22 protein-coding genes are annotated in these 25,894 nt (G+C 51.8%); 10 read left to right on the forward strand and 12 right to left on the reverse strand.

The window, feature by feature from the left end:
• The first annotated feature begins 47 nt into the window (after positions 1–47).
• The 6 genes from dnaA to J1778_RS06340 all read left to right on the forward strand — a co-directional run bounded on the left by dnaA (position 48) and on the right by J1778_RS06340 (position 8,459).
• Positions 48–1,439 carry a chromosomal replication initiator protein DnaA gene (dnaA, locus tag J1778_RS06315; RefSeq protein WP_217172447.1) on the forward strand — a complete coding sequence of 464 codons (1,392 nt, stop codon included), beginning with the start codon at positions 48–50 and terminating at the stop codon, positions 1,437–1,439.
• Positions 1,440–1,443: 4 nt separating this feature from the next.
• Positions 1,444–2,544: a DNA polymerase III subunit beta gene (dnaN, locus tag J1778_RS06320; RefSeq protein WP_013573353.1), complete on the forward strand. Its 1,101-nt coding sequence runs from the start codon at positions 1,444–1,446 to the stop codon at positions 2,542–2,544.
• 131 nt (positions 2,545–2,675) lie between these two features.
• Positions 2,676–3,764, forward strand: a complete 1,089-nt coding sequence (recF, locus tag J1778_RS06325) for a DNA replication/repair protein RecF (protein WP_112287222.1) — start codon at positions 2,676–2,678, stop codon at positions 3,762–3,764.
• Positions 3,765–3,783: 19 nt separating this feature from the next.
• The gene (gene gyrB, locus J1778_RS06330) at positions 3,784–6,198 is read left to right on the forward strand and encodes a DNA topoisomerase (ATP-hydrolyzing) subunit B (protein ID WP_112287223.1); all 2,415 of its coding nucleotides are present in this window, start codon (positions 3,784–3,786) and stop codon (positions 6,196–6,198) included.
• 156 nt (positions 6,199–6,354) lie between these two features.
• The gene (gene yidA / locus J1778_RS06335; protein ID WP_217172448.1) at positions 6,355–7,170 is read left to right on the forward strand and encodes a sugar-phosphatase; all 816 of its coding nucleotides are present in this window, start codon (positions 6,355–6,357) and stop codon (positions 7,168–7,170) included.
• A gap of 26 nt (positions 7,171–7,196) precedes the next feature.
• Positions 7,197–8,459: a YidR family protein gene (locus tag J1778_RS06340; protein WP_217172449.1), complete on the forward strand. Its 1,263-nt coding sequence runs from the start codon at positions 7,197–7,199 to the stop codon at positions 8,457–8,459.
• A 59-nt stretch (positions 8,460–8,518) separates the two neighbouring features.
• On the opposite strand, the gene J1778_RS06345 is transcribed toward J1778_RS06340, so the two are convergent.
• Positions 8,519–8,896: a YceK/YidQ family lipoprotein gene (locus tag J1778_RS06345; protein WP_217172450.1), complete on the reverse strand. Its 378-nt coding sequence runs from the start codon at positions 8,894–8,896 to the stop codon at positions 8,519–8,521.
• 398 nt (positions 8,897–9,294) lie between these two features.
• Here J1778_RS06345 and ibpA point away from each other — a divergent pair, with 398 nt between their 5' ends.
• Both ibpA and ibpB read left to right on the forward strand, forming a co-directional pair.
• A complete protein-coding gene (gene ibpA / locus J1778_RS06350; protein ID WP_217172451.1) occupies positions 9,295–9,705 on the forward strand; it encodes a small heat shock chaperone IbpA in 411 nt (136 codons plus the stop codon).
• A 156-nt stretch (positions 9,706–9,861) separates the two neighbouring features.
• Positions 9,862–10,296, forward strand: coding sequence for a small heat shock chaperone IbpB (gene ibpB, locus J1778_RS06355; protein ID WP_217172452.1), 435 nt, complete (start codon positions 9,862–9,864; stop codon positions 10,294–10,296).
• A 72-nt stretch (positions 10,297–10,368) separates the two neighbouring features.
• Here ibpB and J1778_RS06360 read toward each other — a convergent pair whose 3' ends face one another.
• Positions 10,369–11,622 (reverse strand): valine--pyruvate transaminase, encoded by a 1,254-nt coding sequence (locus J1778_RS06360; RefSeq protein WP_217172453.1) that lies wholly within the window; start codon positions 11,620–11,622, stop codon positions 10,369–10,371.
• A gap of 252 nt (positions 11,623–11,874) precedes the next feature.
• Between J1778_RS06360 and J1778_RS06365 the strand changes: the two genes are divergently transcribed.
• Both J1778_RS06365 and J1778_RS06370 read left to right on the forward strand, forming a co-directional pair.
• A complete protein-coding gene (locus tag J1778_RS06365; RefSeq protein ID WP_217172454.1) occupies positions 11,875–13,086 on the forward strand; it encodes a hypothetical protein in 1,212 nt (403 codons plus the stop codon).
• A 311-nt stretch (positions 13,087–13,397) separates the two neighbouring features.
• Positions 13,398–14,606 carry a hypothetical protein gene (locus J1778_RS06370; protein WP_217172455.1) on the forward strand — a complete coding sequence of 403 codons (1,209 nt, stop codon included), beginning with the start codon at positions 13,398–13,400 and terminating at the stop codon, positions 14,604–14,606.
• A 68-nt stretch (positions 14,607–14,674) separates the two neighbouring features.
• Here J1778_RS06370 and ghrB read toward each other — a convergent pair whose 3' ends face one another.
• The 10 genes from ghrB to J1778_RS06420 form a co-directional block, all read right to left on the reverse strand.
• Positions 14,675–15,655, reverse strand: a complete 981-nt coding sequence (ghrB, locus tag J1778_RS06375) for a glyoxylate/hydroxypyruvate reductase GhrB (RefSeq protein WP_217172456.1) — start codon at positions 15,653–15,655, stop codon at positions 14,675–14,677.
• A gap of 38 nt (positions 15,656–15,693) precedes the next feature.
• Positions 15,694–16,974, reverse strand: coding sequence for an MFS transporter (locus J1778_RS06380; protein ID WP_217172457.1), 1,281 nt, complete (start codon positions 16,972–16,974; stop codon positions 15,694–15,696).
• Between the two features lie 56 nt (positions 16,975–17,030).
• Positions 17,031–17,780: a sugar phosphate isomerase/epimerase family protein gene (locus tag J1778_RS06385; RefSeq protein ID WP_217172458.1), complete on the reverse strand. Its 750-nt coding sequence runs from the start codon at positions 17,778–17,780 to the stop codon at positions 17,031–17,033.
• A 213-nt stretch (positions 17,781–17,993) separates the two neighbouring features.
• The gene (locus J1778_RS06390; RefSeq protein WP_217172459.1) at positions 17,994–19,028 is read right to left on the reverse strand and encodes a LacI family DNA-binding transcriptional regulator; all 1,035 of its coding nucleotides are present in this window, start codon (positions 19,026–19,028) and stop codon (positions 17,994–17,996) included.
• A 67-nt stretch (positions 19,029–19,095) separates the two neighbouring features.
• A complete protein-coding gene (locus tag J1778_RS06395; protein ID WP_217172460.1) occupies positions 19,096–20,382 on the reverse strand; it encodes an MFS transporter in 1,287 nt (428 codons plus the stop codon).
• A 59-nt stretch (positions 20,383–20,441) separates the two neighbouring features.
• On the reverse strand, positions 20,442–22,568 hold the full coding sequence (locus tag J1778_RS06400; RefSeq protein WP_217172461.1) for an alpha-galactosidase: 2,127 nt from the start codon (positions 22,566–22,568) through the stop codon (positions 20,442–20,444).
• Positions 22,569–22,708: 140 nt separating this feature from the next.
• On the reverse strand, positions 22,709–23,716 hold the full coding sequence (locus J1778_RS06405) for a LacI family DNA-binding transcriptional regulator (protein ID WP_217172462.1): 1,008 nt from the start codon (positions 23,714–23,716) through the stop codon (positions 22,709–22,711).
• 102 nt (positions 23,717–23,818) lie between these two features.
• A complete protein-coding gene (locus J1778_RS06410) occupies positions 23,819–24,481 on the reverse strand; it encodes an OmpA family lipoprotein (protein ID WP_129637767.1) in 663 nt (220 codons plus the stop codon).
• Between the two features lie 221 nt (positions 24,482–24,702).
• Positions 24,703–25,146, reverse strand: a complete 444-nt coding sequence (locus J1778_RS06415; protein ID WP_217172463.1) for an N-acetyltransferase — start codon at positions 25,144–25,146, stop codon at positions 24,703–24,705.
• Positions 25,143–25,715, reverse strand: coding sequence for a DNA-3-methyladenine glycosylase I (locus tag J1778_RS06420; protein ID WP_217172464.1), 573 nt, complete (start codon positions 25,713–25,715; stop codon positions 25,143–25,145). Before J1778_RS06420 ends, J1778_RS06415 begins: the two co-directional genes overlap by 4 nt.
• Positions 25,716–25,894: the final 179 nt, after the last annotated feature.

Genomic DNA, 25,894 nt, shown 5'->3' on the forward strand with positions numbered 1-25,894 from the left:
TATCCTGATCCTTTTCTTTTTTAATACTTGTTCGAGTGGAGTCCGCCGTGTCACTTTCGCTTTGGCAGCAATGTCTTGCCCGTTTGCAGGATGAACTACCTGCCACAGAATTCAGTATGTGGATACGCCCCCTGCAGGCGGAACTCAACGACAATACGCTGGCGCTTTACGCCCCGAATCGTTTTGTTCTTGATTGGGTTCGTGACAAATACTTAAACAATATTAACGGCTTGCTCAACGATTTCTGCGGGGCGGATGCGCCGTTGCTGCGTTTTGAAGTCGGCAGCAAACCGCTGATTCAACGCGTCAGCCAGCCTGTCGCGGCCAGCGTCAGTTCTCAGGCTGCACCTGCGATCCCGCGTCTGGCGCCTTCCCGTCCAAGCTGGGACAGTTCGCCTGTTCAGCCCGAGCTTTCATATCGCTCGAACGTCAATCCGAAACACACTTTTGATAACTTCGTAGAAGGTAAGTCTAACCAGCTGGCCCGCGCGGCGGCGCGTCAGGTGGCGGACAATCCGGGCGGCGCCTATAACCCGCTCTTCCTTTATGGTGGCACCGGTCTGGGTAAAACCCACTTATTGCATGCGGTCGGCAACGGCATCATGGCGCGTAAAGCGAATGCGAAAGTGGTGTACATGCACTCAGAGCGTTTTGTGCAGGACATGGTGAAAGCCCTGCAGAACAACGCCATCGAAGAATTCAAACGTTACTACCGATCTGTCGATGCGTTGCTCATCGATGACATCCAATTCTTTGCTAATAAAGAACGTTCGCAGGAAGAGTTCTTCCACACCTTTAATGCCCTGCTGGAAGGTAATCAGCAGATCATCCTGACCTCGGATCGTTATCCAAAAGAGATCAACGGTGTTGAAGATCGTCTGAAATCGCGTTTCGGCTGGGGCCTGACGGTGGCGATCGAGCCGCCTGAATTAGAAACCCGCGTGGCGATCCTGATGAAAAAGGCCGACGAGAACGATATCCGTCTGCCGGGCGAAGTTGCCTTCTTTATTGCTAAACGTCTGCGTTCTAATGTGCGTGAGCTCGAAGGCGCACTGAACCGCGTGATCGCCAATGCCAACTTTACCGGTCGTGCGATCACCATCGACTTCGTTCGTGAAGCGCTGCGCGATTTGTTAGCGCTTCAGGAGAAGCTGGTCACTATCGATAATATTCAGAAAACAGTGGCCGAATATTATAAAATCAAGGTCGCTGACCTGCTTTCCAAACGGCGCTCCCGTTCGGTAGCCCGCCCACGCCAGATGGCGATGGCGCTGGCGAAAGAGCTGACCAACCACAGCCTGCCAGAAATCGGCGATGCGTTCGGTGGTCGGGACCATACCACGGTGTTGCACGCCTGCCGAAAAATCGAGCAGTTGCGTGAAGAAAGTCACGACATCAAAGAAGATTTCTCCAACTTAATCAGAACATTATCTTCCTAGCGCTATGAAATTTATTGTTGAACGTGAGCATTTGCTGAAACCACTGCAACAGGTCAGTAGCCCGCTGGGTGGACGACCAACGTTGCCTATTCTGGGTAACCTGTTATTACAGGTGACGGATGGCGCGCTGTCGCTGACCGGGACGGATTTGGAAATGGAGATGGTGGCGAAAGTCGCACTGTCTCAGCCACATGAAGCGGGTGCCACTACGGTGCCGGCGCGTAAATTCTTTGATATCTGTCGTGGATTGCCTGAAGGCGCGGAAATTTCCGTTGCTCTCGACGGTGACCGCATGCTGGTAAAATCAGGCCGCAGCCGTTTCTCGCTGTCGACCTTACCGGCCACAGATTTCCCTAATCTCGACGACTGGCAAAGCGAAGTAGAATTCACCCTGCCTCAGGCCACGTTGAAACGTCTGATCGAAGCCACGCAGTTTTCTATGGCGCATCAGGACGTTCGTTATTATTTAAACGGCATGCTGTTCGAAACCGAAGGTGAAGAACTGCGTACTGTGGCGACCGACGGTCACCGTCTGGCCGTCTGTTCTATGCCAATCGGCCAGTCTCTGCCTTCGCATTCGGTGATCGTGCCTCGTAAAGGCGTGATGGAACTGGTGCGTCTGCTTGATGGCGGTGACACCACATTGCAGCTGCAAATTGGCAGCAACAATATCCGTGCTCACGTCGGCGACTTCATCTTTACCTCCAAACTGGTTGACGGTCGTTTCCCTGACTATCGCCGCGTATTGCCGAAAAATCCGGACAAAACGCTGCAGGCAGGCTGCGATTTGCTGAAGCAGGCATTTGCCCGTGCAGCGATCCTGTCCAATGAAAAATTCCGCGGCGTGCGTTTGTATGTCAGCCATAACCAGCTGAAAATTACCGCGAATAACCCGGAACAGGAAGAAGCAGAAGAAATTCTGGATGTCGGCTACGAAGGCACCGAAATGGAAATCGGCTTTAACGTCAGTTACGTGCTTGATGTGCTGAATGCGCTCAAGTGCGAAGACGTTAATCTGCTGCTGACAGACTCTGTTTCCAGCGTGCAGATCGAAGACGCTGCGAGCCAGTCGGCCGCGTACGTCGTTATGCCAATGAGGCTCTGATCGGGCTATCTTACTTGTCATTTTGCGATTGGGCAGTGCTCGCAATGCTCACGTACTTGAGTACGCTCCGCTTGTTGTGCGCTGTCCGCACGCAAACTGACCGCGACGAAGACGCCCTGGAATTGGTTTAGATGGCCTTAACGCGCTTACTGATAAAAGATTTCCGCAACATCGAGGCGGCGGATTTAGATCCGTCGCCGGGTTTTAACTTCCTGGTCGGTCCCAATGGCAGCGGTAAAACCAGCGTGCTCGAAGCAGTCTATACGCTGGGGCATGGCCGCGCTTTTCGCAGTTTGCAGGCCGGACGCGTTATTCGTCACGATCAGCCGGAGTTTGTTCTTCATGCCCGTGTAGATGACGGCGGTGATCGTGAGCTGTCGATTGGCCTGAGCAAAAGCCGCCAGGGCGACAGCAAAGTGCGCATTGATGGCAGTGACGGACACAAAGTGTCTGAACTGGCACAAATGCTGCCGATGCAACTGATCACACCCGAAGGCTTCACCCTGCTCAACGGCGGGCCGAAGTACCGGCGGGCATTTATTGACTGGGGTTGTTTTCACCACGACCCCGGTTTTTTTATCGCCTGGAGCAACCTGCGACGGTTACTCAAGCAGCGCAACGCCGCGCTGCGACAGGTGAGTCGTTATGCGCAAATTCGTGCCTGGGATCAGGAATTGATCCCGTTAGCCGAGCGCATTAGCGAATGGCGGGCAGCGTACAGCGACGCGATCGCGGCTGATATCAGCGCGACCTGCGCGCAATTCCTGCCCGAATTCGCCCTCAGTTTTTCTTTCCAGCGTGGATGGGATAAGGAGACTGAGTACGGCGAGTTGCTGGAGCGTAATTTTGAGCGCGACAGAGCCTTAACCTATACCGCATCAGGCCCGCATAAAGCGGATTTCCGCATTCGTGCCGACGGCACGCCAGTGGAAGATTTACTGTCCCGGGGACAGCTGAAGCTACTGATGTGTGCGCTGAGACTGGCGCAGGGTGAGTTTCTCACCCGACAGAGCGGGCGGCGTTGCCTGTATCTTCTTGACGATTTTGCCTCTGAGCTGGACGCCGACCGACGTCGGTTGCTGGCCGATCGCCTGAAAGCCACCCAGGCACAGGTTTTTGTCAGTGCGATAAGCGCTGAGCAAGTGACCGACATGATGGGTGAAAAGGGCAAGATGTTCCGCGTGGAACAAGGTAAAATAGCCGTTCTATCACAGGACTAAAAATGAGCGAGAAACGTTGATGTCGAATTCTTATGACTCCTCAAGTATCAAGGTATTAAAAGGGCTGGACGCGGTGCGTAAGCGCCCTGGCATGTATATCGGCGATACCGATGACGGCACTGGTCTGCACCACATGGTATTCGAGGTTGTGGACAACGCTATCGACGAAGCCCTCGCGGGCCACTGTAAAGAGATTCAGGTCACGATCCATGCGGATAACTCTGTTTCCGTACAGGATGATGGTCGTGGCATTCCGACCGGTATCCATGAAGAAGAGGGCGTTTCTGCTGCTCAGGTCATCATGACCGTTCTTCATGCCGGCGGTAAATTTGACGATAACTCGTACAAAGTTTCCGGCGGTCTGCATGGCGTGGGTGTTTCCGTCGTTAACGCCCTGTCGGAAAAACTGGAACTGGTTATCCGCCGCGAAGGCAAAGTCCATACCCAGACTTACGTGCACGGTGAGCCTCAGGATCCGCTGAAAGTGATTGGCGATACTGACGTGACCGGTACTACCGTTCGTTTCTGGCCAAGCTTCAACACCTTCACCAATCACACCGAATTCGAGTATGACATTCTGGCGAAACGCCTGCGCGAACTGTCATTCCTGAACTCCGGCGTGGCTATCCGCCTGCTGGATAAACGTGATGGTAAGAACGATCACTTCCATTATGAAGGCGGTATCAAAGCCTTCGTGGAGTATCTGAACAAAAACAAAACGCCAATTCACCCGACCGTATTCTATTTCTCCACGGTAAAAGATGACATTGGCGTTGAAGTGGCGTTGCAATGGAACGATGGTTTCCAGGAAAACATTTACTGCTTCACCAACAACATTCCACAGCGCGATGGCGGGACTCACTTAGCCGGTTTCCGTTCGGCAATGACCCGTACCCTGAACGCTTACATGGATAAAGAAGGCTACAGCAAGAAATCCAAAATCAGCGCCACCGGCGACGATGCCCGTGAAGGCCTGATTGCTGTGGTGTCTGTGAAGGTTCCGGATCCTAAGTTCTCTTCACAGACCAAAGACAAACTGGTTTCTTCCGAAGTGAAAACGGCGGTTGAAACGCTGATGAACGAGAAGCTGGTGGATTACCTGATGGAAAACCCGTCAGATGCCAAAATCGTTGTCGGTAAAATCATCGACGCTGCGCGTGCCCGTGAAGCAGCGCGTAAAGCCCGTGAAATGACCCGCCGTAAAGGCGCGCTGGATCTGGCTGGCTTGCCAGGCAAACTGGCCGACTGTCAGGAACGCGACCCGGCTCATTCCGAACTGTACTTAGTGGAAGGGGACTCAGCGGGCGGCTCTGCAAAGCAAGGCCGTAACCGTAAGAACCAGGCGATTCTGCCGTTGAAAGGTAAAATCCTCAACGTTGAGAAAGCGCGCTTCGACAAAATGCTCTCTTCTCAGGAAGTGGCAACGCTGATTACCGCACTCGGTTGCGGCATTGGTCGTGACGAGTACAACCCGGACAAACTGCGCTATCACAGCATCATCATCATGACCGATGCCGACGTCGATGGTTCACACATCCGTACCCTGCTGCTGACCTTCTTCTACCGTCAGATGCCTGAAATTGTAGAACGTGGCCACGTATTCATCGCACAGCCACCGTTATACAAAGTGAAAAAAGGCAAGCAGGAACAGTACATTAAAGATGACGAAGCGATGGATCAGTATCAGATTTCCATTGCAATGGACGGGGCAACATTACACGCCAACGCCCATGCACCAGCCCTGGCGGGTGAACCGCTGGAAAAACTGGTGGCTGAACATCACAGCGTGCAGAAAATGATTGGCCGCATGGAACGTCGTTATCCGCGTGCGCTGCTGAACAACCTGATTTATCAGCCAACCCTGCCGGGTGCGGATCTGACCGATCAGGCGAAAGTTCAGGCCTGGATGGAATCGCTGGTGGCGCGTCTCAACGAGAAAGAGCAGCACGGCAGTTCTTACAGCGCGATCGTGCGTGAAAACCGCGAACATCAGCTGTTTGAACCGGTTCTGCGTATTCGTACGCACGGTGTCGATACGGATTACGATCTGGATGCAGACTTCATTCAGGGCGGCGAATACCGCAAAATCTGTGCGCTGGGCGAACAGCTGCGTGGCCTGATCGAAGAAGATGCCTACATCGAACGTGGCGAACGTCGTCAGCCAGTGACCAGCTTCGAGCAGGCGCTGGAATGGCTGGTGAAAGAGTCCCGTCGTGGTCTGTCAATTCAGCGATACAAAGGTCTGGGCGAAATGAACCCTGATCAGTTGTGGGAAACCACGATGGATCCTGAGCAACGTCGCATGTTACGTGTGACCGTGAAAGATGCCATTGCCGCTGACCAGTTGTTCACCACGCTGATGGGCGATGCGGTTGAACCGCGCCGCGCCTTCATCGAAGAGAACGCGCTGAAAGCCGCCAACATCGATATCTGATAATCGATATCTGATAAAGGTATGAGCTGATACAGAGTCCGAAGCGGGAAACCGCTTCGGGCTTTTTTTTCGTCTGTGCGAACCCGCATTCCGGCTGGCTTTACAGCGGGTAATCGCGATAGCATTGAGCAAGATTTCTTAAACTCTGAGGATGCTATGGCTATTGAATTAATTGCAATTGATATGGACGGGACGTTGCTCAATCCGCAGCATGAAGTGACACCTGCCGTTAAAAAAGCGTTGTCAGAAGCACGGGCGAAAGGTGTGCAAATCGTTCTGGCGACCGGGCGTCCGTTCGTTGGCGTACAGCGTTATCTGATGGAACTGGATTTGCAGCAGGACGGTTGTTACTGCATTACCAATAACGGTGCGCTGGTGCATAAGGCGAAAGATGGCAGCGTGATTGCCGAAGTAGCCCTCAAAATTGAAGATTATCACTACTTTGAACAACTGGCGCGCGAGCTGGGTGTACATTTCCATGCACTGACTAAGACCGACCTGTTTACCGCCAACCGCTTGATCAGCAAATACAGCGTGCATGAATCTTTCACCACCGGCATTCCGTTGCAATTCTGTCCGGCAGAAGAAATGGATCCGGCGCTGACCTTCCCTAAAGTCATGATGATTGATGATCCTGAACTGCTGGATCGCGCCATCAGTCAGCTTCCGGCAGAAGCCAAAGAGCGCTACACCATCATGAAAAGTTCGCCGTACTTCCTCGAAATACTGGATAAACGCGTCAATAAAGGCGAAGGCGTGAAAGTGCTGGCGGAAAAACTGGGCATCGCGCGCGAGAGCGTAATGACGCTGGGCGACCAGGAAAATGACATTGCCATGCTGGAATACGCCGGAATAGGTGTCGCGATGGGCAATGCTCTGGATAGCGTGAAAGCTGTCAGCCAGTTCGTCACCAAAACCAACACCGAAGATGGTGTGGCGTTTGCGGTCGAGAAGTTTGTACTGAACGACTGAGTCGGCGGAAAAGGAACCTCGCAGCCATGGAAAAACAACTCACTTCTGATGCCCGCGGGCATCAGCTGACCAACATAAATGTCTGGACGCCGGACAGCCAGTGGGTGGTGTATGACGTGCGTCCGCATGGCGGTTCTTTTACCGGCTCAACCATTGAGCGGGTGAATGTCGGGACCGGTGAGGCGGAAGTGGTTTATCTGGCGCAAGATGGCGCACACGTGGGTGTGGTGACTGTCAGCCAGGATGAACCTGCGCGTTATGCGTTTATTCATGGCCCGGAAAATCCTGATGCCAGCTGGCAGTATGATTTCCACCATCGTCGCGGTGTTATCGTGTCTGAACCCGCACGCGAAAAGGCGGTCACGCTGGATGCGATGGATATCACTGCGCCATTTACCGCCGGAGCCCTGCGCGGCGGCACGCATGTCCACGTCTTCAGCCCGGACGGCTCGCGTCTGAGTTTCACGTATAACGACCATGTTTTACATGAACTGGATCCTGCGCTCGACCTGCGCAATGTAGGCATCGCCATTTCCGGCTATCCCGTTACGCCAACAAAACATCACCCCCGTGAATACGACGGTACCCATTACAGCGTACTGGTCAGCGAAACAACGTCTGCTCCTCAGCCCGGCAGCAATGATATCAACCGTGCTTATGAAGAAGGCTGGATCGGGCGGGAAGGCTATGTGAAAGCCGACGGTTCACGGCAGCGCTGGGCGCTGGCCTTTATCGGCGATACGCTTTCGGCAGATGGTGAAAAGCATCCTGAAATCTTTGTGGTGGATTTGCCGCACAACGATGCGGATTACCGGCAGGCGGGTGATAAACCTTTACCGGGAACGCCTGACACGCTGCCTGCGCCACCGGCAGGCGTGAAGCAAAGACGGATCACTTTTACTGAAAAAGGGATCGCCCTGCAACCGCGTCACTGGCTGCGCGCGTCACCGGATGGCGCAAAGATTGCGTTTCTGATGAAGGATACAAACGATGTGGTTCAGGTCTGGACTGTGTCACCCAACGGCGGCGAACCGGTGCAGATCAGCCATTCTGACAACGGAATTCAGTCGGCATTCAGCTGGAGCCCGGACGGAAAATCGCTGGCGCTGGTCTGCGATAACAGCGTGATGCGTCTTGATATTGAAAGCGGAGAAATGCAGCGTTTAACGCAGAGAACAGAGACTGCGCCCTGTGCCGATGCGGTAGTGTATTCTCCGGATGGCAGCAAAGTGGCGTTTATGCGCCAGTGCGGGGAATTCGCTCAGATTTTCATTACCGACGCTCAGTAACGCTTTGAGTAAACCGGCCAGGGGAAGTGATCCCATAACGTTGGCCGGTTTTTTTACGCTTATTTTTTATGCGTCGAAGACTTGTGACCGCGATCGGTGGTGGTCATTGGCGGAACGTGGTCGATATCCACGCCGTTGCTCAGTGCAATATTATGTTCTTCGCTGGCTCTGACGCGATCGCGTGTCGTCACTTTTCCGCTGCGGTAATAATCATACGGCAGCAATACCGTATCCAGCAGGGCGCTGAACGGCAAATCAATGAGCAACAAAGGCGTCATCGCCCAACTGGTATCATCGCTTTTCATCATATTCACATCAGCACGTGCGCCTGAATAATATCCAGTGTCTCCCCCGGTATGGCTCATTACGCTGGAACAACCGCTCGTCGCTAAAAAAACGCATCCTGTCATCAGCGGCGTCAGTGCAAATTTCATCATGTTAGAACTCATCTTATGCTGTCTGGCTGAGCTTTTAAGTCAAAGTGACTTATACCACTCAGCACAAAAAATTAACAAAGCAAGCTGTAGCTCTGTGGCTGCGATCCCATTAAGTGTAATTACTATTTGAAATCTTGCAGGAAACTGCCTGCATTCCCTGGCTTTTCGCTTTGACCTGTCATGTATTTTGGCTGTCAGCATATAAACAAAAGCCAAATTTTTTTGTTTTTACCTGCTTGAAAAAATCCCTTTCGTCTCCATTTTTACTGTACGACGCAGGAAGAGATACGCCGCAAGGGATCTTGACTCATGATTTACGATAAAACGTTGAATGCGTCGCTGGCCTGTCCGAATGGAAGGCTTTTACAGACACTCGCTGAATATCAGGAGAAGTAGCAATGCGCAATTTTGATTTATCCCCGTTATACCGTTCTGCCATTGGCTTTGACCGCTTATTTAATCTTATCGAATCGGGTCAGAATCAGGGCGGCGGCTATCCCCCATATAATGTCGAGCTGGTTGACGAGAACCATTACCGGATTGCTATCGCGGTCGCGGGTTTTGCTGAGTCAGAGCTGGACATCACTGCGCATGACAACATGCTGCTGGTCAAAGGTGCGCATGCACCGACTGAAACCGACCGCACTTATTTATATCAGGGTATCGCGGAACGTAATTTCGAGCGCAAATTCCAGCTGGCCGAACATATCCAGATAAAAGCCGCCAATCTGTCGAACGGTTTGCTGTATATCGATCTGGAACGCATCGTTCCTGAAACGTCCAAACCGCGGCGTATCGAAATCCGCTAATTTGTCGGCAATAAGTGCCGGCAATAAGTCACCGGCGGCCATCGTTATTGACCGTCAGAAAATGAAAAAGTTTCGGCTCGCCGTCAGGGAGCTGCACCGTCACATCCCTACAGGATGACGGAATGTTAAATCTCGCTTCAAAGAAGGAGTTATACCATGCGTAATTACGATATTTCCCCATTACTGCGTCAGTGGATTGGTTTCGATAAATTAGCCAGTTCCATGCAGGGCGCTGATCAGGCTTTTCCTCCTTACAATATTGAAAAGTCTGACGACAATCATTATCGCATTTCACTGGCGCTGGCCGGTTTCCAGCAGAGTGAGCTGAATATTGAAGTGGAAGGGCCGTGTTTAACCGTCAGCGGTACGCCTGCTCAGCCTGAAAATAAAGTGGAATATCTGCATCAGGGGTTAGTGATTAAGCCTTTCACTCTGAGCTTTACTCTGGCGGAACATATGCATGTTTCGGCGGCTGAATTTACCAATGGCCTGCTGCATATCAATCTGGTGCGGGATGTTCCGGAAGCTTTGCAGCCACAGAAAATTGCGATTGGCACTGAAAAACCGGCGCTGGAAAACCAGTCTGCTTAAAACGGTCAGTGTAAAATCACAAGGGGGAGGACTGATGTCCTCCCCTTTTTTTGTCTTTTAACCACTGTGGTATTACTGATTTTCCGCGTGCGCTTTTTCCACTTCTTCCGCCAGAATCTTCACACCGCGCTCGATCTGCTCAGCGTCAGGCACGTAATTCATGCGCATACACTGATGTGTGTGCGGCCACGGATGTTCCAGCCCCGGGAAGAAATAATCGCCCGGCACCATCAGAACGCCGCGCTGCTTAAGGCGCTGATACAGCACTTCGGTCGTGATCGGCAAATCTTTAAACCACAGCCACAGGAAAATTGCGCCTTCCGGTTTATGGATCAGACAACGTTCTTCTGGCAGATAACGGCGCAGCGTGGCAATAGTTTCCTGCACGCGCTGGAAATAAAACGGTTTAATTACCTCGCTGGAAAGACGCAGTAAATCGCCGCGCGCAATCATTTCGTGGGCAATCGCCGGTCCGACACTGCCCGGAGACAGACTGATAATGCCGTTCATGTTACTGATCGCTTTGATGATTTTTTCATCGGCAATCACAATGCCGCAGCGCGAACCGGGCAGGCCGAGTTTCGACAGACTCATGCACAGGATGATATTCGGGTTCCACAGCGGCGTCGCTTCAGTGAACACGATGCCGGGGAAAGGCACGCCATAGGCATTATCGATGAGTAACGGAATATCTTTCTGCTGTGCCAGTGCATCGAGGCGGATCAGCTCTTCATCGGTAATCACGTTGCCGGTCGGGTTCGTCGGGCGGGAAACGCATATCAGGCCGATGTCATCGGTAATGTTCAGATGATCGAAATCGACGTGATACTTGAACTGGCCTTCCGGCAGTAATTCGATGTTAGGCTTGGCCGACACAAACAGATTTTCATCCAGTCCGGCGTCAGCGTAACCGAGGTATTCCGGTGCCAGCGGGAACAATACTTTCGACATGCTGCCGTCGGCGCGACGACCGGCGAACAGATTGAATAAATAGAAGAAGGCACTCTGGCTGCCGTTGGTTAGCGCGATATTTTGTGCATCCAGTTGCCAGCCGAGCTCTTTCTGCAACATCTCTGCCAGCGCGTGGCGCAGAACGTCTTTGCCCTGCGGACCGTCGTAGTTGCACAGCGCTTCAGTCAGCTTGCCGGCGGCCAGCATTTCAGACAGCAGCGTCTGGAAATAATCCTGCATCTCAGGAATTTGAGCCGGATTACCCCCGCCAAGCATCACGGCGCCAGGTGTGCGCAGACCGTCATTCATATCGCCCATCAGGCGTGTTATACCTGAAAAACGGGTAAATTTGTCACCGAAAGCAGAAAACGTCATAGAAAGCTTTGTATGTTATCGAAATGTGTCTTCCACCATAACGCCTGCAGCAAAACAGTGCAATCGGACCACCGGGATTTGACGTGTCATTCCCTTACAGAGTGTGACAACGAATGGCGGGAGAAATCATGAAAGGAATTTATGCTTTATCTTATTAATTTTTTTTACTAATAGAGTTATTAAACCCGCCTGTTTTTTTGATTTTCTCAATGCAATAATCATTTTTTGAAATACATAAACCAGAGTAATGTAATGAAAAAAAGCATAATTATAGTGAATATAGTAATGGCGGGTGGGGGAGATTACGCTTTAGGGAAGAAAATAAAAGACATCGCGCGTAGCACGCAGGCAGATGGGGTGTTATTTACGGTGAGTGTAAAATCAAAAAAATTTAAATCAGAAAGTGAGGAAAGGTTTAACCCGTGCAAAGCAGTTAATTACAATCATCCTGTTATTATTGTGTCGCCCTATAGCATCATGCCCCCCCGCGCTTTATCATCCATTCTGGCTGATTTATTCTATCAGTTGGATATAGTATTCTGCGATACCGTTATTCTGATTGATGAAATGGACATTACTCGTGATTACGGTTCATCTGATCGTGACTACGAAGTTGCTCTCTCTAATTTGGGGTTAAAAAATATTATCTTCCATAGCCTTGGGTTCAGTAAAAAATCTCTTGGCTATTTGCCTATGCCTGATCAAGAGGTCATAAAAATACAAAAATCGGCAAAGCGGGATGTTATTAATCTACTGGATAGTTACAACTTATCCCTGCCGGAAAGTTGTGGTTTATATATTGCGTATTTAAGTTCTGAAACCGTTACTATGGGTTCTCAAATTTTTATAATTAATACACTTATAGAAGAAATGGGTTCACAGAATAACTCGGCCTATGTCCTTGTTTGCAGGGATGTAAATAGAATTTCGGGTTTACTGGAAAATATCAAATCAATTTTTTCGAAACCGCCGTATAATGATTTATTTTCTGAATGTCATTATTCAACAGTGGCTGATGAGATTAAAATCATAAGTCACGGTTATGTGGGGGGGACGGGAAATAAAAAAATCCATATCCTTATTACTACAACGCTTCCTTCCCCGATATTCAAAAGTCTCACCAGTATTAGCAAGACCGGTATGATGTCCGGTGACCAAAGCCTTTCTGACTATTTATCACTGAAACAGCGACTACCTTATTACGATAAACAAATCTGGAAAGAGCCTCTAATCGATGGCCTTAAAGAACGCGCCAGTGAGTTGGGGGGTGAAGAACTGCTTAACAAGTTTCAGTCGATGGTAGCCGGAAGAACGGCTTACGTTTGCACGCTCGCCTTCAAAATTTTGACACCCGATGATGTTCCCACGCCAGCGCTGAATAAGAGCCTTCTTGCGTTTAACAGGGAAGTGTATGCAAGAAAAGCTGACAGGAAAATCAGAGAAATATTAATTAAATACCTCTGACTTTCATCACACGGACAGACCGGCCGCCGGGCTGCACCCGGACGAGAATATTGCCAATAGAATGTCGAGCGGGTTGACGAAAACCAATATCTTACCCTTGCGGCAGAGTAAGGCAATCCGACCAAAGGGGGTTGAAGCGGCATTTCTATTCAGTGTGTTACAAGGAATGCGGGATAAGTTGAAAAAGGAGTGCTTAATTATACTTTGCTTTATTAAGTTCTGCTTACTGAAAGAGTAATAAAACTCACCTGTGTTTTATATTTTCTGAATGGCATAATTATTTTTTAAAATATATACATCAGGCTGATGAAATGAAAAGAAGTATAATTGTAATGAATCTTGTAATGGCAGGAGGAGGGGATTTTGCCCTGGGTAATAAAATAAAAGACATTGCACGCAGCACTCAGGCAGAGGGAATGATAATTACTGTTGATGCAGAATCGAGAAGTGGCAGTATAAAGAAACAAGAGAATTTTAATCCAGGTAAGCCGCTAAATTACACCAATCCCATTATAATTGTGACGCCACATAGCATCATGACACCCGGCCTTTTAGCATTCGTCTTGCAAAAGTTTCTATATCAGTACGATATAAATGCTAAAACAGTGATTCTGATTGATGAAATGGATGCCCTTCGGGATGATCAATCCAATGATTCTGATTATAAATATGCTCTTAAATCTTCAGGTTTCAGGGATGTCATCATTCATTCTCTGGGGTTCAGTAAAAAATCTTTAGGTTATCTTCCCATGCCTGAGCAAGAGGTGGTCAGAATAAAAAAATCGGCAAAGCAGGATATTATTAAAATCCTGGATAGTTACAATTTATCCTTGCCTGAGAGCTGCGCTTTGTATTTTGCTTATTTAAGTTCTGATACTGTGACCACTTGCGCTCAGGTTTTTATTATTAATACATTGACTGAGGACAGAGATCTTCGGAATAATGCAGTGTATGTCTTAGTTTGCAGGAAACAAAAGGCCATTACGCGCTTGCTAGAGAAACTGAAGTCATTATTTTCAAAACCGCCTTATAACGCTCTCTTTTCTGAGTGTTATATTTCATCAATGAAAGATGAAAATACAATCACAAGTCATGGTTGTACTCGTGGAACGGGTAATAAAAAAATACATATCGTTATTACTACAACACTTCCTTCCACGATATTCAAAAATCTCACCAGTATCAGCAAGACCGGTATGATGTCCGGCGATCAAAGTCTTTCCGACTATTTATCACTGAAAGAACGTTTGCCTTATTACGACAAACAAAGCTGGAAAGAGCCTCTTATCGATGGCCTGAAAGCGCGCGCTCAAGAGATGGGGGGGGAAGAACTGCTTAACAAATTTCAGTCGATGGTAGCCGGAAGAACGGCCTACACTGGTGCGATCGCCTTCAAACTTTTGGCACCCGATGATGCCCCCACGCCGACGCTGAAAAATAACCTTCTTGCTTTTAACAGGGAGGTGTTTGCGAGGAAAGCTGACAGAACAATCCGAGATATGTTGATAAAATTACTCTGATTAATAGAAAGCGGTCTGCAGGCCGGCCAGGCGCATCGCCAGAACCGGCCCTTGTCGATACCAATCGCTTATTTCTTCAGAACTTCCGGATTCACGCAGAACTGTTTCACGTCACCTTTCAGGGCGGCGATCAGGTTATCCACTGCACAGGCCGCCATATCGTAGCGGGTTTCATGCGTCGCGGAACCGATATGCGGCAGCGCAACCACATTAGGCAAAGTCAGCAGCGCAGAATCTTTTGGCAGCGGCTCAGTCTCGAACACGTCCATGCCAGCACCATAAATCGTACCGGCTTTCAGAGCTTCAATCAGGGCTGGTTCATCAATAACCGGCCCACGACCTGCGCTGACCAGAATCGCGCTGGATTTCATTTTCGCCAGCTCTTCCTTGCCGATCAGATGGAAGGTTTGTTCAGTCATTGGCAGCAAGATACAGACGAAATCAGACTCTTTCAGCAACTCGTCCAGCTCACATTTACGCGCGCCAAACTTCTCTTCCGCTTCTTTATGCTGGCTGCGTGCGTTATACAAAATCGGCATGTCGAAACCGAAATGCGCACGTTGCGCCAGCGCCAGACCGATGCGGCCCATGCCGACGATACCCATGGTTTTGTGGTGAACATCAATGCCGAACCAGTCTTCGCCAATGTTTTCATTCCATTCACCGGCTTTCACGCGCTCAGCAACATTCACCACACGGCGGGCGGTCGATAACACCAGCGCCATCACGGTATCAGCGACGGTATCGGTCAGCGCCGTCGGCGTGTGCATCATCGGAATTTCGCGGCGGGTCAGTTCTGCCACGTCAAAGTTATCGTATCCGACGGAAATGGTAGATACCGCACGCAGGCGCGGCGCATGGTCGAACAGCTCTTTATCGATTTTTCCGCCAGAACCCAGCAGCCCTTCCGCGTTTTGCAACGCATCAAAAACCTCAGCACGATTTTTGTCAGTGATGCCATCGAATTCGGTAATAGCAAAATGCTCTTCAAGACGTTGATGCAAATCGGCAGGCAGTTTTTTGTACAGAACAATTGACGGCTTATTCATTACAAACTCCAACTCTTTAAATGAGTATTTTCAGATTTTCAGGTTAAGGAAACTTTCCCTTTCGGTTTCATTGCGGCCTTACGTGGCCTGACGACCAGGGTTAATCCCGCAGAAAGCAGCAGCGAGACGGCCATAAAAATAAAGGAGGCTGCCGGACTTCCGGTGCTGCCATTCAGATAGCCGACAAACCAGGAACCAAAGAACGATCCCAGCGCACCCAGACTGTTGATTAAGGCCATGGCACCGCCGGAAACATTCTTCGGCAGCATTTCAGGGATGATGGCAAAGAACGGACCATACGGGGCATACATTGCGGCAGCAGCCACCACCAGTAAACTGTACGAAAGCCAGAAATTGTTTGTGCCAACTGCCCAGGAACCGAAGAACGCCAGAGCGCCAACCAGCAACAGCGGCCAGACAAACAGCTTACGATTTTGCATTTTATCTGATGCCCATGACACCAGGATCATCGCGATGGTTGCAGCCAGATAAGGCGCGGAGGACAACCAGCCTGCTTCGACCATCCCCATCGACTTTCCATCTCGCAAAATCGACGGCAGCCAGAGCACAAAGCCATATACGCCGATGCTCCAGAAGAAATATTGCAGACAGAGAAAAATCACATTTCGCGAGCGGAAAGCTTCGCGGTAACCTCCGACGGCCTGAATATCTTTCTGTTCTTTTTCCAGCTGCGCGGCCAGGGCTTTTTTCTCCTGCTCGCTCAGCCAGCTGACTTCTTCCGGCTTATCTTTGACGCTGAACCACCAGATAACAGCCCAGATCACCGCCGGAATGCCTTCAAAGATAAACATTTCCCGCCAGCCAAACGATTTAATCAGATAGCCGGAAAGCACCGACATCCACAGCACCGTCACCGGATTGCCCAAAATCAAAAATGTATTGGCGCGCGAGCGTTCGGATTTCGTAAACCAGTTACTGATGTACACCAGCATGGCGGGCATCACGGCGGCTTCCACCACGCCGAGCGCAAAGCGGATCACTGCCAGCATCGGGATATTCGTTACCACGCCGGTCAGTGAGGCAAAACCGCCCCACAGCAATAAGCACCAGAAAATCAGTTTCTTAACGCTGCGCCGCTCGGCATAAATCGTGCCGGGGATCTGGAAGAAAAAGTAGCCGAGGAAAAACAGGGCACCGAGCAGGGATGACATGCCTTTGGTGATGTGAAGATCATCATTGATACCGGCTGCCGACGCGAAACTGAAGTTTGAGCGGTCGACGTACGCCAGACTGTAAGTGATGAACACGATTGGCATGATGTACCACCAGCGGCGCGAAGCCAGTCTGGACTTGTTCATAACGGTATCTCCTGATAATGCCTCAGCCTTCCCCGCACCCTGAGGGTGCCGCGAAATCAGCCGCGTAAAACGTCCACGTAATGACGCGTCACGGCGGTCAAATCATCCCCTTCAAGCGGGAATTCGATGCCGCGCGGGACATCCTGAGGCAACATTTTCAATAAAGGTTCCCAACTGCCATCGCTGTTATCGAGCGCCACAGCGTGCCATTTACCGGCACGTTTCTCCGCGGCTTTCACATGCACATAACCGACATGACGTGCCAGACGCTCAGCGGCAATCGCCGGATCCTGTCCGACCCACAGCCAGTTGGCCATGTCGAAAGTCATACTCAATGGCAAATGCAGGGATTCCGCGGCAAACATGAAGGCATTGATGCGCGACAGAATTCCGCATTCCGGGGTCTGATCGTTCTCCACTACCAGCTTCACCGGGCTGGATGCCAGCACCACTTTTAGTGGGGTCAGATCCTGACCCGGTTCAAATTCACCGAGAGAAAACTTAATCGTGCGGGCATTGAGAATGCGCGCCTCTTCAAAATATTGTGGTGCATCAGGATTAAGCTCGCCACCCGTCAAAAACAGCGGGAAGGGCACCGAGTAAACTGCAAACAATCCGTGATGCTGAATCATTTCTGCCAGCGCAGGCAACGTATCCAGCTCCTGCGGGGAGAACAATTCACGGCGGATTTCGACGCCATCGGCCTTTGCGGCGGCAATGACGGAAAGCAGTTCAGCCTGACCACCGAGGTCTTTCACCACGCTGTTGCCGTAGGCGGCGGTGACAATGACGATTTCTCTTTTCATGAACGTTTTTCCTGTGTGGGCGCGCTGCCAATAAGGTGCAGGCAATCATTTCGACATCTCATTTTAGTCAAGCCAATCAGACGTGGTGCCGTTGTTAACGTTTTGTTTCGTTTTATATAACCTAGTTGGAACCGGTTCCAGGCGACAGAACAAAACCCCAAAAATATGATCCCGCTCACGAAGAACGGGCAGGAAAACGGGAAGTAAAAGGGATCAGCGTGCTGCGGTGGAACCGCGCGCAATAAGTTCGCCGGAAAACTCCAGGTCTTTAACCGGCTCAGTATTGCCCTGAATACGGGTCACCAGTTGTCTGAGCGCCGCCACGCCCATGTCGTAAGTCGGCTGCTTCAGCGTTGTAATGCCGACGCCCGCCAGTTCAGCCCAGACCAGTTCGTCAAAACCAGACAGGCCCATATCCGGTCCCCAGACAATTCCCAGCCGTCGCATGGCGCGCGCCACCTGCAATGTCAGTGTACCGTTCACACACATCACCGCTTTGTGCTTGCCGGGGTGGCGTGCGGCGAAATCACGCAGTAAATTGTCCAGTCCTTCAGCGTTATAAAGCTCAATTTCACCCTGTTCGCCCGTCAGTTGCGGAGACTGCTGCATCCGTTGCAGGAAGGTACGCAGGCGGTCGAAACGGGTATTGATGGTGGCGGGTTCGCTGACGAAAAGCAGCGCTTCGAAACCTTGTTGTACGAGATGATCGGTCATCATCTGTGTGGCTTCGACGTTGTTCAGGCCGATGACGTCGCAGGCAAAATTCGCCACTTTACGGTCGATCAGCACCATCGGTAAATTGGCCTGCTGCAGCGTAGAAATCGCCGCCTCGCGCATGCCTACGGCATTCACCACAATGCCATCCACGCGGTAACTGCTGAGCAATTGCAGGTAATGTTTTTCCTGATCCAGCTCGTTGTTGGTGTTGCACACCAGCAGCGTCAGCCCTTCCTGACGGCAGGCGGCTTCGACACCACGCATCACATCGACAGAATAGGGATTGGTAATGTCGGCGAGGATCAGACCGATAAGACGCGTCTGGCCGCTTTTCAGGCTGCGCGCCATCTGGCTCGGCTGATAATCGAGCAGGGAGATCGCCCGTCCGATACGCTCTTTCAGCGAATCGGACAGCAGGTGTTGTTCACCGTTAAGATAACGTGAAACGCTGGTTTTACCCGTTTTGGCGGCGCTGGCGACGTCACGTATCGTGGCCCGGACCGCCGCGCCCGGTTCCTGTTTTTTACTCACAGCCTTTCTCCCGTCATGCTTGTCCCACGGAGACTAGCACAGAGTGCCGAAAGGCTGCATCCGCAAGTCAGCGCAAACCTTCCGCCGTTTGTATTCCGGAAACCGCATCGGACTTCGGTCTGCTGCTCAGCGTAAAGGCCGAAATGATCGTCACGCCAAAGGCAATACCACCGAGGATCAGATAGGTATCGCTGAACCCGATGCGGTCGTACAGGTTACCGGCGAAGGCCGAAAGGAAAATCGCCGCCAGTTGTTTGGCAAAGTTAAACCCGATCAGATAAATGGTCGCCGAGAACCGGACATCAAAAATCTGCGTGATGTATTTGAACACGCCGACCAGCAGGAACGGCACTTCCAGCGCGTGCAGCATTTTCAGCAGGATCACTTCGATAGCGGTGGTGGCGAATGACGAACCCACAATGCGGATCGACATAATCGTGCCCGCCAGCAGCAAAGTATTTTTCGCGCCGATGCGGTTAATAATCCACGGCGAACAGAACATAATCAGTGCGTTACATAACTCGCCGGCGGTGGTGACGTAGCCGAACATTTCCGTGCCCTGCTGCGGAGACGCGAAGAACGTTTTGAAGAACGTCGCGAACTGCTGATCGAACACGTCATAGACGCAGGCCACGCCAATCACGTACAAAATCAGCATCCACAGTTTGCGCTCTTTCAGCAACAAAGCCGCCGTTTTCAGCGAGAATTGCGGCTGATTGGCACCGAGTTTATCCAGCACCTGCGCGTTTTTGTTTTCCTGCGGACGGGCAATCAGCAGCAAAATCATCAAAATGATCGCCGCGCCGGAACCCATCCAGAACACAATGTCCGGATTGATGTTAAACAGCACGCCCGCCGTTGAGGCGCAAATTCCCCAGCCGAAACAACCGAACATTCGCGCCTTGCCGTATTCAAACGAGCTGTTGCGGCTGACCCTCTCGATATACGCCTCAGTAGCGCCCGAACCGCCAGCAAACACGAACCCGATATAGGCGCCGCCGAGAATGGCACCGAGCACGATATTGAGTTTTAACAGGGGGGCGAAGACGTAAATGAAGAACGGCGCAAACAGAAACAGCAGCACGGCGATGACCCACAGAAGATGTTTTTTCAGGCCGAGCTTGTCTGAAATGATGCCGAAAATCGGCTGAAACAGAATGGCAAACAGCGACATGCTGGAAAACACGATACCGGTTTCCGTTTTACTCAGGCCGATCACGTCAGAAAGCCAGATGGGTAAAAACGGATAACAGGTCGCCATAATGAAGAAATAGAGGAAGAAATAGCTGCCAAATATCCAGAAGTTAGTATTGTTTTTATAGAAGCAACGATCGGAAGTTTGTGTAGGGTTCATAGTGATTTCCTTGCCGAAACCATGACAACCGGCACTGTCGTACCGGCGTTTTTTTGTTGTTATCTGATTTCTTCGAAGCCCAGAAGCAGGGCGCTTTCAGGATCCAGCACCGGCAACGCCAGCCCGGCATTCGCCAGCCATTCACCGCTCAGTACCGGCGATTCATGCAGCCATGCCGGTTGTACGCGCATGGTGTGACCGCTGCCGCCACCTTTCAGCAACGCTGGTTCATCCAGCACCGTCACGCGATAACGCGCATCGGGTTTCAGCCCCGGAACCCGGAATACGCCGGGTAACGACCAGGTTGGCATCGCCAGCTGACTTATCAGGAATACCGCGCAACCGGCGCATTCACTGACCACGCCGTTAATCAGCACCGTCTCGTCATGCGTATCCACGCGGTAAACGTTGCCGCTGTGTAATAACGGGCGCAGTTGCTGATGAAGGCGGGTGTATTTCGCAAAACCTGCGCGTTCGGCATCGCCTTCTTTTACCGGATCCAGTTCAATGCCCATATGGCCAAACAGCGCCGTCAGGCCGCGGAATTCAATGCTGTGCTGGCGCGATGTGGCGTGGCACAGCTTGTTACCGATATGCGATCCCATCACTTCCGGCGGGAAGAAATAGCTCATGCCGCGCTGAATTTTCTGCCGCTCCAGCGCGTCGTTATTGTCAGATGTCCAGAAACGGTGGCTGCGTTTGAGCACCTCAAAATCAATACGGCCACCGCCCGACGCGCAGGATTCAAACTCGATGTGCGGGAAGCGTTCACCCAGCACATCCAGCAGGCGATAGAACTGCTGCGTTTGTGCCGTCAGCGCCGCGCGGCCTTCGTGACCTGGCTGAACGATTTCTCGGTTCATGTCCCATTTCACGTAGTCCACATCGTGCTCACCGAGTAACCAGCTCATGCGTTCCACCAGATAATCAAAAACCTGCGGATTATTCAGATCGAGCACGAACTGATGACGCCCGCTCGGTTGCTGATAACCGGGCAATGCCAGCAGCCAGTCAGGACGGGCGCGATATAAATCAGAATCAGGGTTAATCATCTCCGGCTCGACCCAGATACCAAATTCCATGCCGAGTTTTTTAACGTGGTCGATGACCGGCTTCAGGCCGTCAGGGTATTTCTTCTCATCGAGATACCAGTCGCCAAGCGCCGCGCGGTCGTGGTCGCGGCCACGGAACCAGCCGTCGTCGATAATGAAGCGTTCTACGCCTAACGCGGCAGATTCGGTCGCCATTTGCATGATGTAGTCTGGATCGTGATCGAAATAAATCCCTTCCCAGGTATTGAGATGTACCGGACGCGGTTTCTCAGCCGGGAAGCGCAAAATCTGTTCGCGCACAAACCGGTGGAATTGCTGACTCATGCGGTTCAGGCCGCTGGCGGAATAGCTGGCGTAAAGCCACGGTGTTTCCAGCGTTTCGCCTTGCTCAAGACGTTGTTCGCCGGGGAAATACAGCGCTTCGGCCTGCACCAGACGGCGACCGTCGGTTTTGATATCGGCGCGAAGACGGTGGTTGCCGCTCCAGCCCAGATGCATTCCCCAGACTTCGCCCTGTTCTTCGCTGAAACCCGGATGACCGATCATCATCGCCGGAAAATATTCGGAAGACGTTTTACCGCGGCGGTTTTCCTGAACGATACCGCCGTGATCCAGCAATGTGCGGTGTGGCTGGAACTCTTTGATCCAGCGGCCATGAAACGCCATCACTTCGGCGGCGCGTTCCGGCAGCGGCAGCGTCACCGCCAGGCGCGTCACCTGATAGGTGCCGGGTTTGATATTGGTCAGCGCATTACGCGCCTGCAAAACACCACTGCCGTCGAGGCGCAATTCGCTATGAAATTGCAGCCCGGCGATCGGGTCTTCGGTAGTTAGGGTGAGCTGGTTTTGGTCGCACTTTACCTGCGTGGTATTGAATACCGGCGACCAGTCGAGCCCGTCGCGATGGCCTTCCATGCCCGGCGTGCCGAAAGAACCGCGTCCCGAATCGGCGCTGAAATTTACCGGCGCTTCCACATCAATCCGGCCATTGGGCACGGCGCGGCTCAGCGAAATGATGTTATCCGCTGAAAACTGGCTGAGGCGGTTTCCCCAGTAGAGAATTTCGGCGTAAGGCATACAACGAACGATCAGGCTGGTATTTCCGCCGGTTAAATGAACAATCTGGTTTTCCATACAGTCACTGCTCCAAACAAGGATTTGCGCTGATAAGACGCGATCAGGTGGAGTCACTATTGATCCGAAACGTTTCGGATGGGAAATATGGAGGTTCAGAAATGTGATATAGGGTGGAAAAATAATTTAAGGGGGAAATATCAGCGTGGCGGATGGGCGGTGACGCCCGCCTGCAATTCAGGCTGCCAGAGAACCTGCAAATTTTTCAGCGGTTCGTTGCGGATCAGTGCCATGGTCATGGTGGCAATCTGCAATCCGACCGCTTCACGCGTGCCCTGACGGACGGCGGTCACGGCTACATCGGGCACGCTGTCACAAGGCAATCCGTCAAAGATAATCAGGGAAACGCCGCCGCTGAGCAGTAATCCGGCTTCATGCAACGCCAGCGCAGCGCCTTCGCCATGCATATTGCAGTCGCAGACAATCGCCGTGGGTGGCACCGGCAGGGCCAGTAACGCCTGTGTGGTCTGGTAACCGGCGCGGCGACTCGGGGTGATTTTGTGGATGTAATCAGGATTACGCGGCAGTGCGTTTGCCCGTAATCCGTCGAGATAACCCTGATAGCGCTGACCGATAAACGATTGCTGATTATTTTCGCCAAGGAAGGCGATGCGCCGGTGCCCGAGAGCCGTGAGATGATCGACCGCCATCTGCATACCGGCGCGGTTATCGAAATCAAACCAGGCGTAATCCTGCGTCAGACATCCGCTGCGTCCGAGTGCCAGAAAGGGAAAATTCCGCTGCTGCAAATCCAGCAGTCGCGGATCGTTATCCAGCGTATGTGCCACCAGCATGGCATCGACGCGTTTACTTTCGATGAGTCTGCGCCAGGAAAACGTGCCCAGTTCATCCGGTACCAGCAGCAAATCTATTTCATATTTTGCCAGTTCGCGGGTGATACAACCGACCATTTCGATAAATGCGGAATTGCTTAACGGATGAGAAGTGAAAGGGAAAATGAGGCCAACGGCGTCGATTTTGCCCATTTTCAACCGGCGGGCGAGGGTATTGGGCCGGTAGCCACGTAAATCTGCCGCCGCCTGAACGCGCGCTTTGGTGCCCGCTGAAACGTCATCGTACCCGTTCAGCGCACGGCTGACGGTGGTGACAGAGAGACCGAGATCTTTCGCAATGGCTTTCAGAGACATACTCACATCCGTTACACAGGTGGAAAGGCACGTGGCGGGAGAATATCACAAACGCGAAAACGGAGCCGGGTGGCTCCGTTTTTATCAGGGGGATGACGAAATTTACTGCAACGGACTGAGGGTGATCTCGACGCGACGGTTCTGCGCTTTGCCCGCTTCTGTGCTGTTGCTGGCAATCGGATTGTCCGGGCCTGCGCCCGTGGTGTGGACGCGGCTGCCTTCAACACCCTGCGTGATCAGGGCACTGCCCACGCCGTCAGCACGTTGCTGCGAGAGTTTCATGTTGAGCGCACGGGTACCGGTGCTGTCGGTGTAACCGACGACGTTGACGGCAGTTTTCGGATACTCTTTCAGCACCATCGCGACGCCGGTCAGCGTGTTAGCGCCGGCAGGTTTCAGCGTGCTGCTGTTGGTATCGAAGGTCACGTTGTTCGGCATGTTCAGCACGATGTTATCGCCCTGACGGGTCACGCTGACGCCGGTGCCTTTCATTTTGTCGCGCAGTTTAGATTCCTGCACATCCATGTAATAACCTGCACCGCCGCCCAGTGCGGCACCGGCTGCGGCACCGATCAGCGCGCCTTTGCCGCGGTCATGTTTAGAGGAAGACAGCATACCGACGCCTGCGCCGAGCGCGGCCCCAAGACCTGCGCCAATGCCGGATTTCCCTGCTTCTGATTCGCCGGTGTAAGGGTTCGTGGTACAGGCTGACAGGCCCAGGGTGACGCAAAGAACGCCCGCAACCACAACTAATCTTTTGCTCATCTTATTTCCTTCAGGATGTTTATTATTCAGAACTTAACCGTTGCGTTATGACTTCGCGCTTTCTGAGAAGTTGCACAGAAAAAGGTGTCAAAACATAAACAAATGCAACGGGAGGACATCAGTCCTGCGGCGTTCTGGCGCTCTTTATGCGCAATTTCGCGGTGTTAAGCAGTAGGAGAATTCCGGATATCCCTTTTTGTATTTTTACGCGTTTCAGGAACTTATTCAGAAAGGGGGTGGAACCAGCGCAGGATATAGGTCGGTAAGTCAGTGCCGGGGTGAAAGGTACGGGCGGTGATTTCAAACTTTTCCTTATGATAGAACGCGACAGCGCGATGATTCTGCTGATAGACCTCCAGCAGCAGCACCGGGTATTCCTCTTTCGCTGCGCCCATCAGCCTTTGTGCGGTGCCATCGCCGTAATGGGATTCGTCGACAAAAAGCGCACCGATAAACTGCTGATTGAGCACGCCGATAAATCCGCAAATCACATCATTGGCATCGCAGTCTACCCAGACCCGCGCTTTGGGCAGAAAATCCTCCCTGACCATTTGCAGGCTTTCAATCCAGTAAGAATCGGCGATAAAAGGATGGGAAAGTAATGAGCTGCGCAGCCACAGCATCAGAATGGCTTCGGTATCGCCGGGCTGCGCAGCGCGGATCATGACGGCTGATTCGCGGGATGGCAGAAGCAATACGACTGATGATCGTTCACCAGCCCGGCGGCCTGCATAAAGGCATAACAAATCGTGGATCCGATGAATTTAAAACCTTTCTTTTTCAGCGCTTTGGACATGGCATCTGACACCGCCGTTTTTGCCGGAACGCCTTCGGGCCCGAGCGGATTATTGATGACCGGTTGACCGCCAACAAAATTCCAGATGAATTCCGAGAAGCTTTCGCCGCTGGCTTCCATTGCCAGATACGCCTGTGCGTTGACGATAATGGCTTTAATTTTCCCGCGATGACGAATAATACCCGCATCGAGCACCAGACGTTCCACATCATCATCGGTCATTTTCGCGATACGTTTGGGGTCAAAATGATGGAAATTCTGACGATAGTTCTCACGCTTTCTCAGCACGGTTATCCACGAAAGCCCCGCCTGCTGGCCTTCGAGGCACAGCATTTCAAACAGTTCGCGGCCATCCTGAACCGGAACGCCCCATTCTTTATCGTGATATTCGAGGTAAACCGGCTCTTTCGAAACCCAGCTGCATCGGGTGGTCGCCATTCTGTTGTCCTTATAAGAGGCTTAAATGCGTGGCGTCAGTGTGTGGCTTCTCGGATAACTCTGCAACGTCGCAATTTCTAAACCTCTGCCTTGACGCTGGTCGGATCTGAACAATATTTAAAGCCACTTATTACGCAATCCTTACATTCAATCATAGCGTTGCGACACCGATTTTTTAG

Source organism: Rahnella bonaserana (assembly GCF_019049675.1).
In the GTDB taxonomy this organism is placed as follows: domain Bacteria; phylum Pseudomonadota; class Gammaproteobacteria; order Enterobacterales; family Enterobacteriaceae; genus Rahnella; species Rahnella bonaserana.

Bases quoted from the DNA above. Each gene is read 5' to 3' on its own strand.
- J1778_RS06365 (WP_217172454.1), top strand. From the start codon at position 11,875: ATGAAAAAAAGCATAATTATAGTGAATATAGTAATGGCGGGTGGGGGA.
- recF (WP_112287222.1), top strand. From the start codon at position 2,676: ATGGCCTTAACGCGCTTACTGATAAAAGATTTCCGCAACATCGAGGCG.
- yidA (WP_217172448.1), top strand. From the start codon at position 6,355: ATGGCTATTGAATTAATTGCAATTGATATGGACGGGACGTTGCTCAAT.
- J1778_RS06385 (WP_217172458.1), bottom strand. From the start codon at position 17,780: ATGAAAAGAGAAATCGTCATTGTCACCGCCGCCTACGGCAACAGCGTG.
- ibpB (WP_217172452.1), top strand. From the start codon at position 9,862: ATGCGTAATTACGATATTTCCCCATTACTGCGTCAGTGGATTGGTTTC.
- ibpA (WP_217172451.1), top strand. From the start codon at position 9,295: ATGCGCAATTTTGATTTATCCCCGTTATACCGTTCTGCCATTGGCTTT.
- J1778_RS06345 (WP_217172450.1), bottom strand. From the start codon at position 8,896: ATGATGAAATTTGCACTGACGCCGCTGATGACAGGATGCGTTTTTTTA.
- J1778_RS06380 (WP_217172457.1), bottom strand. From the start codon at position 16,974: ATGAACAAGTCCAGACTGGCTTCGCGCCGCTGGTGGTACATCATGCCA.
- gyrB (WP_112287223.1), top strand. From the start codon at position 3,784: ATGTCGAATTCTTATGACTCCTCAAGTATCAAGGTATTAAAAGGGCTG.
- J1778_RS06405 (WP_217172462.1), bottom strand. From the start codon at position 23,716: ATGTCTCTGAAAGCCATTGCGAAAGATCTCGGTCTCTCTGTCACCACC.
- ghrB (WP_217172456.1), bottom strand. From the start codon at position 15,655: ATGAATAAGCCGTCAATTGTTCTGTACAAAAAACTGCCTGCCGATTTG.
- J1778_RS06420 (WP_217172464.1), bottom strand. From the start codon at position 25,715: ATGGCGACCACCCGATGCAGCTGGGTTTCGAAAGAGCCGGTTTACCTC.
- J1778_RS06360 (WP_217172453.1), bottom strand. From the start codon at position 11,622: ATGACGTTTTCTGCTTTCGGTGACAAATTTACCCGTTTTTCAGGTATA.
- J1778_RS06400 (WP_217172461.1), bottom strand. From the start codon at position 22,568: ATGGAAAACCAGATTGTTCATTTAACCGGCGGAAATACCAGCCTGATC.
- J1778_RS06410 (WP_129637767.1), bottom strand. From the start codon at position 24,481: ATGAGCAAAAGATTAGTTGTGGTTGCGGGCGTTCTTTGCGTCACCCTG.
- J1778_RS06370 (WP_217172455.1), top strand. From the start codon at position 13,398: ATGAAAAGAAGTATAATTGTAATGAATCTTGTAATGGCAGGAGGAGGG.
- J1778_RS06395 (WP_217172460.1), bottom strand. From the start codon at position 20,382: ATGAACCCTACACAAACTTCCGATCGTTGCTTCTATAAAAACAATACT.
- J1778_RS06340 (WP_217172449.1), top strand. From the start codon at position 7,197: ATGGAAAAACAACTCACTTCTGATGCCCGCGGGCATCAGCTGACCAAC.
- dnaN (WP_013573353.1), top strand. From the start codon at position 1,444: ATGAAATTTATTGTTGAACGTGAGCATTTGCTGAAACCACTGCAACAG.
- J1778_RS06415 (WP_217172463.1), bottom strand. From the start codon at position 25,146: ATGATCCGCGCTGCGCAGCCCGGCGATACCGAAGCCATTCTGATGCTG.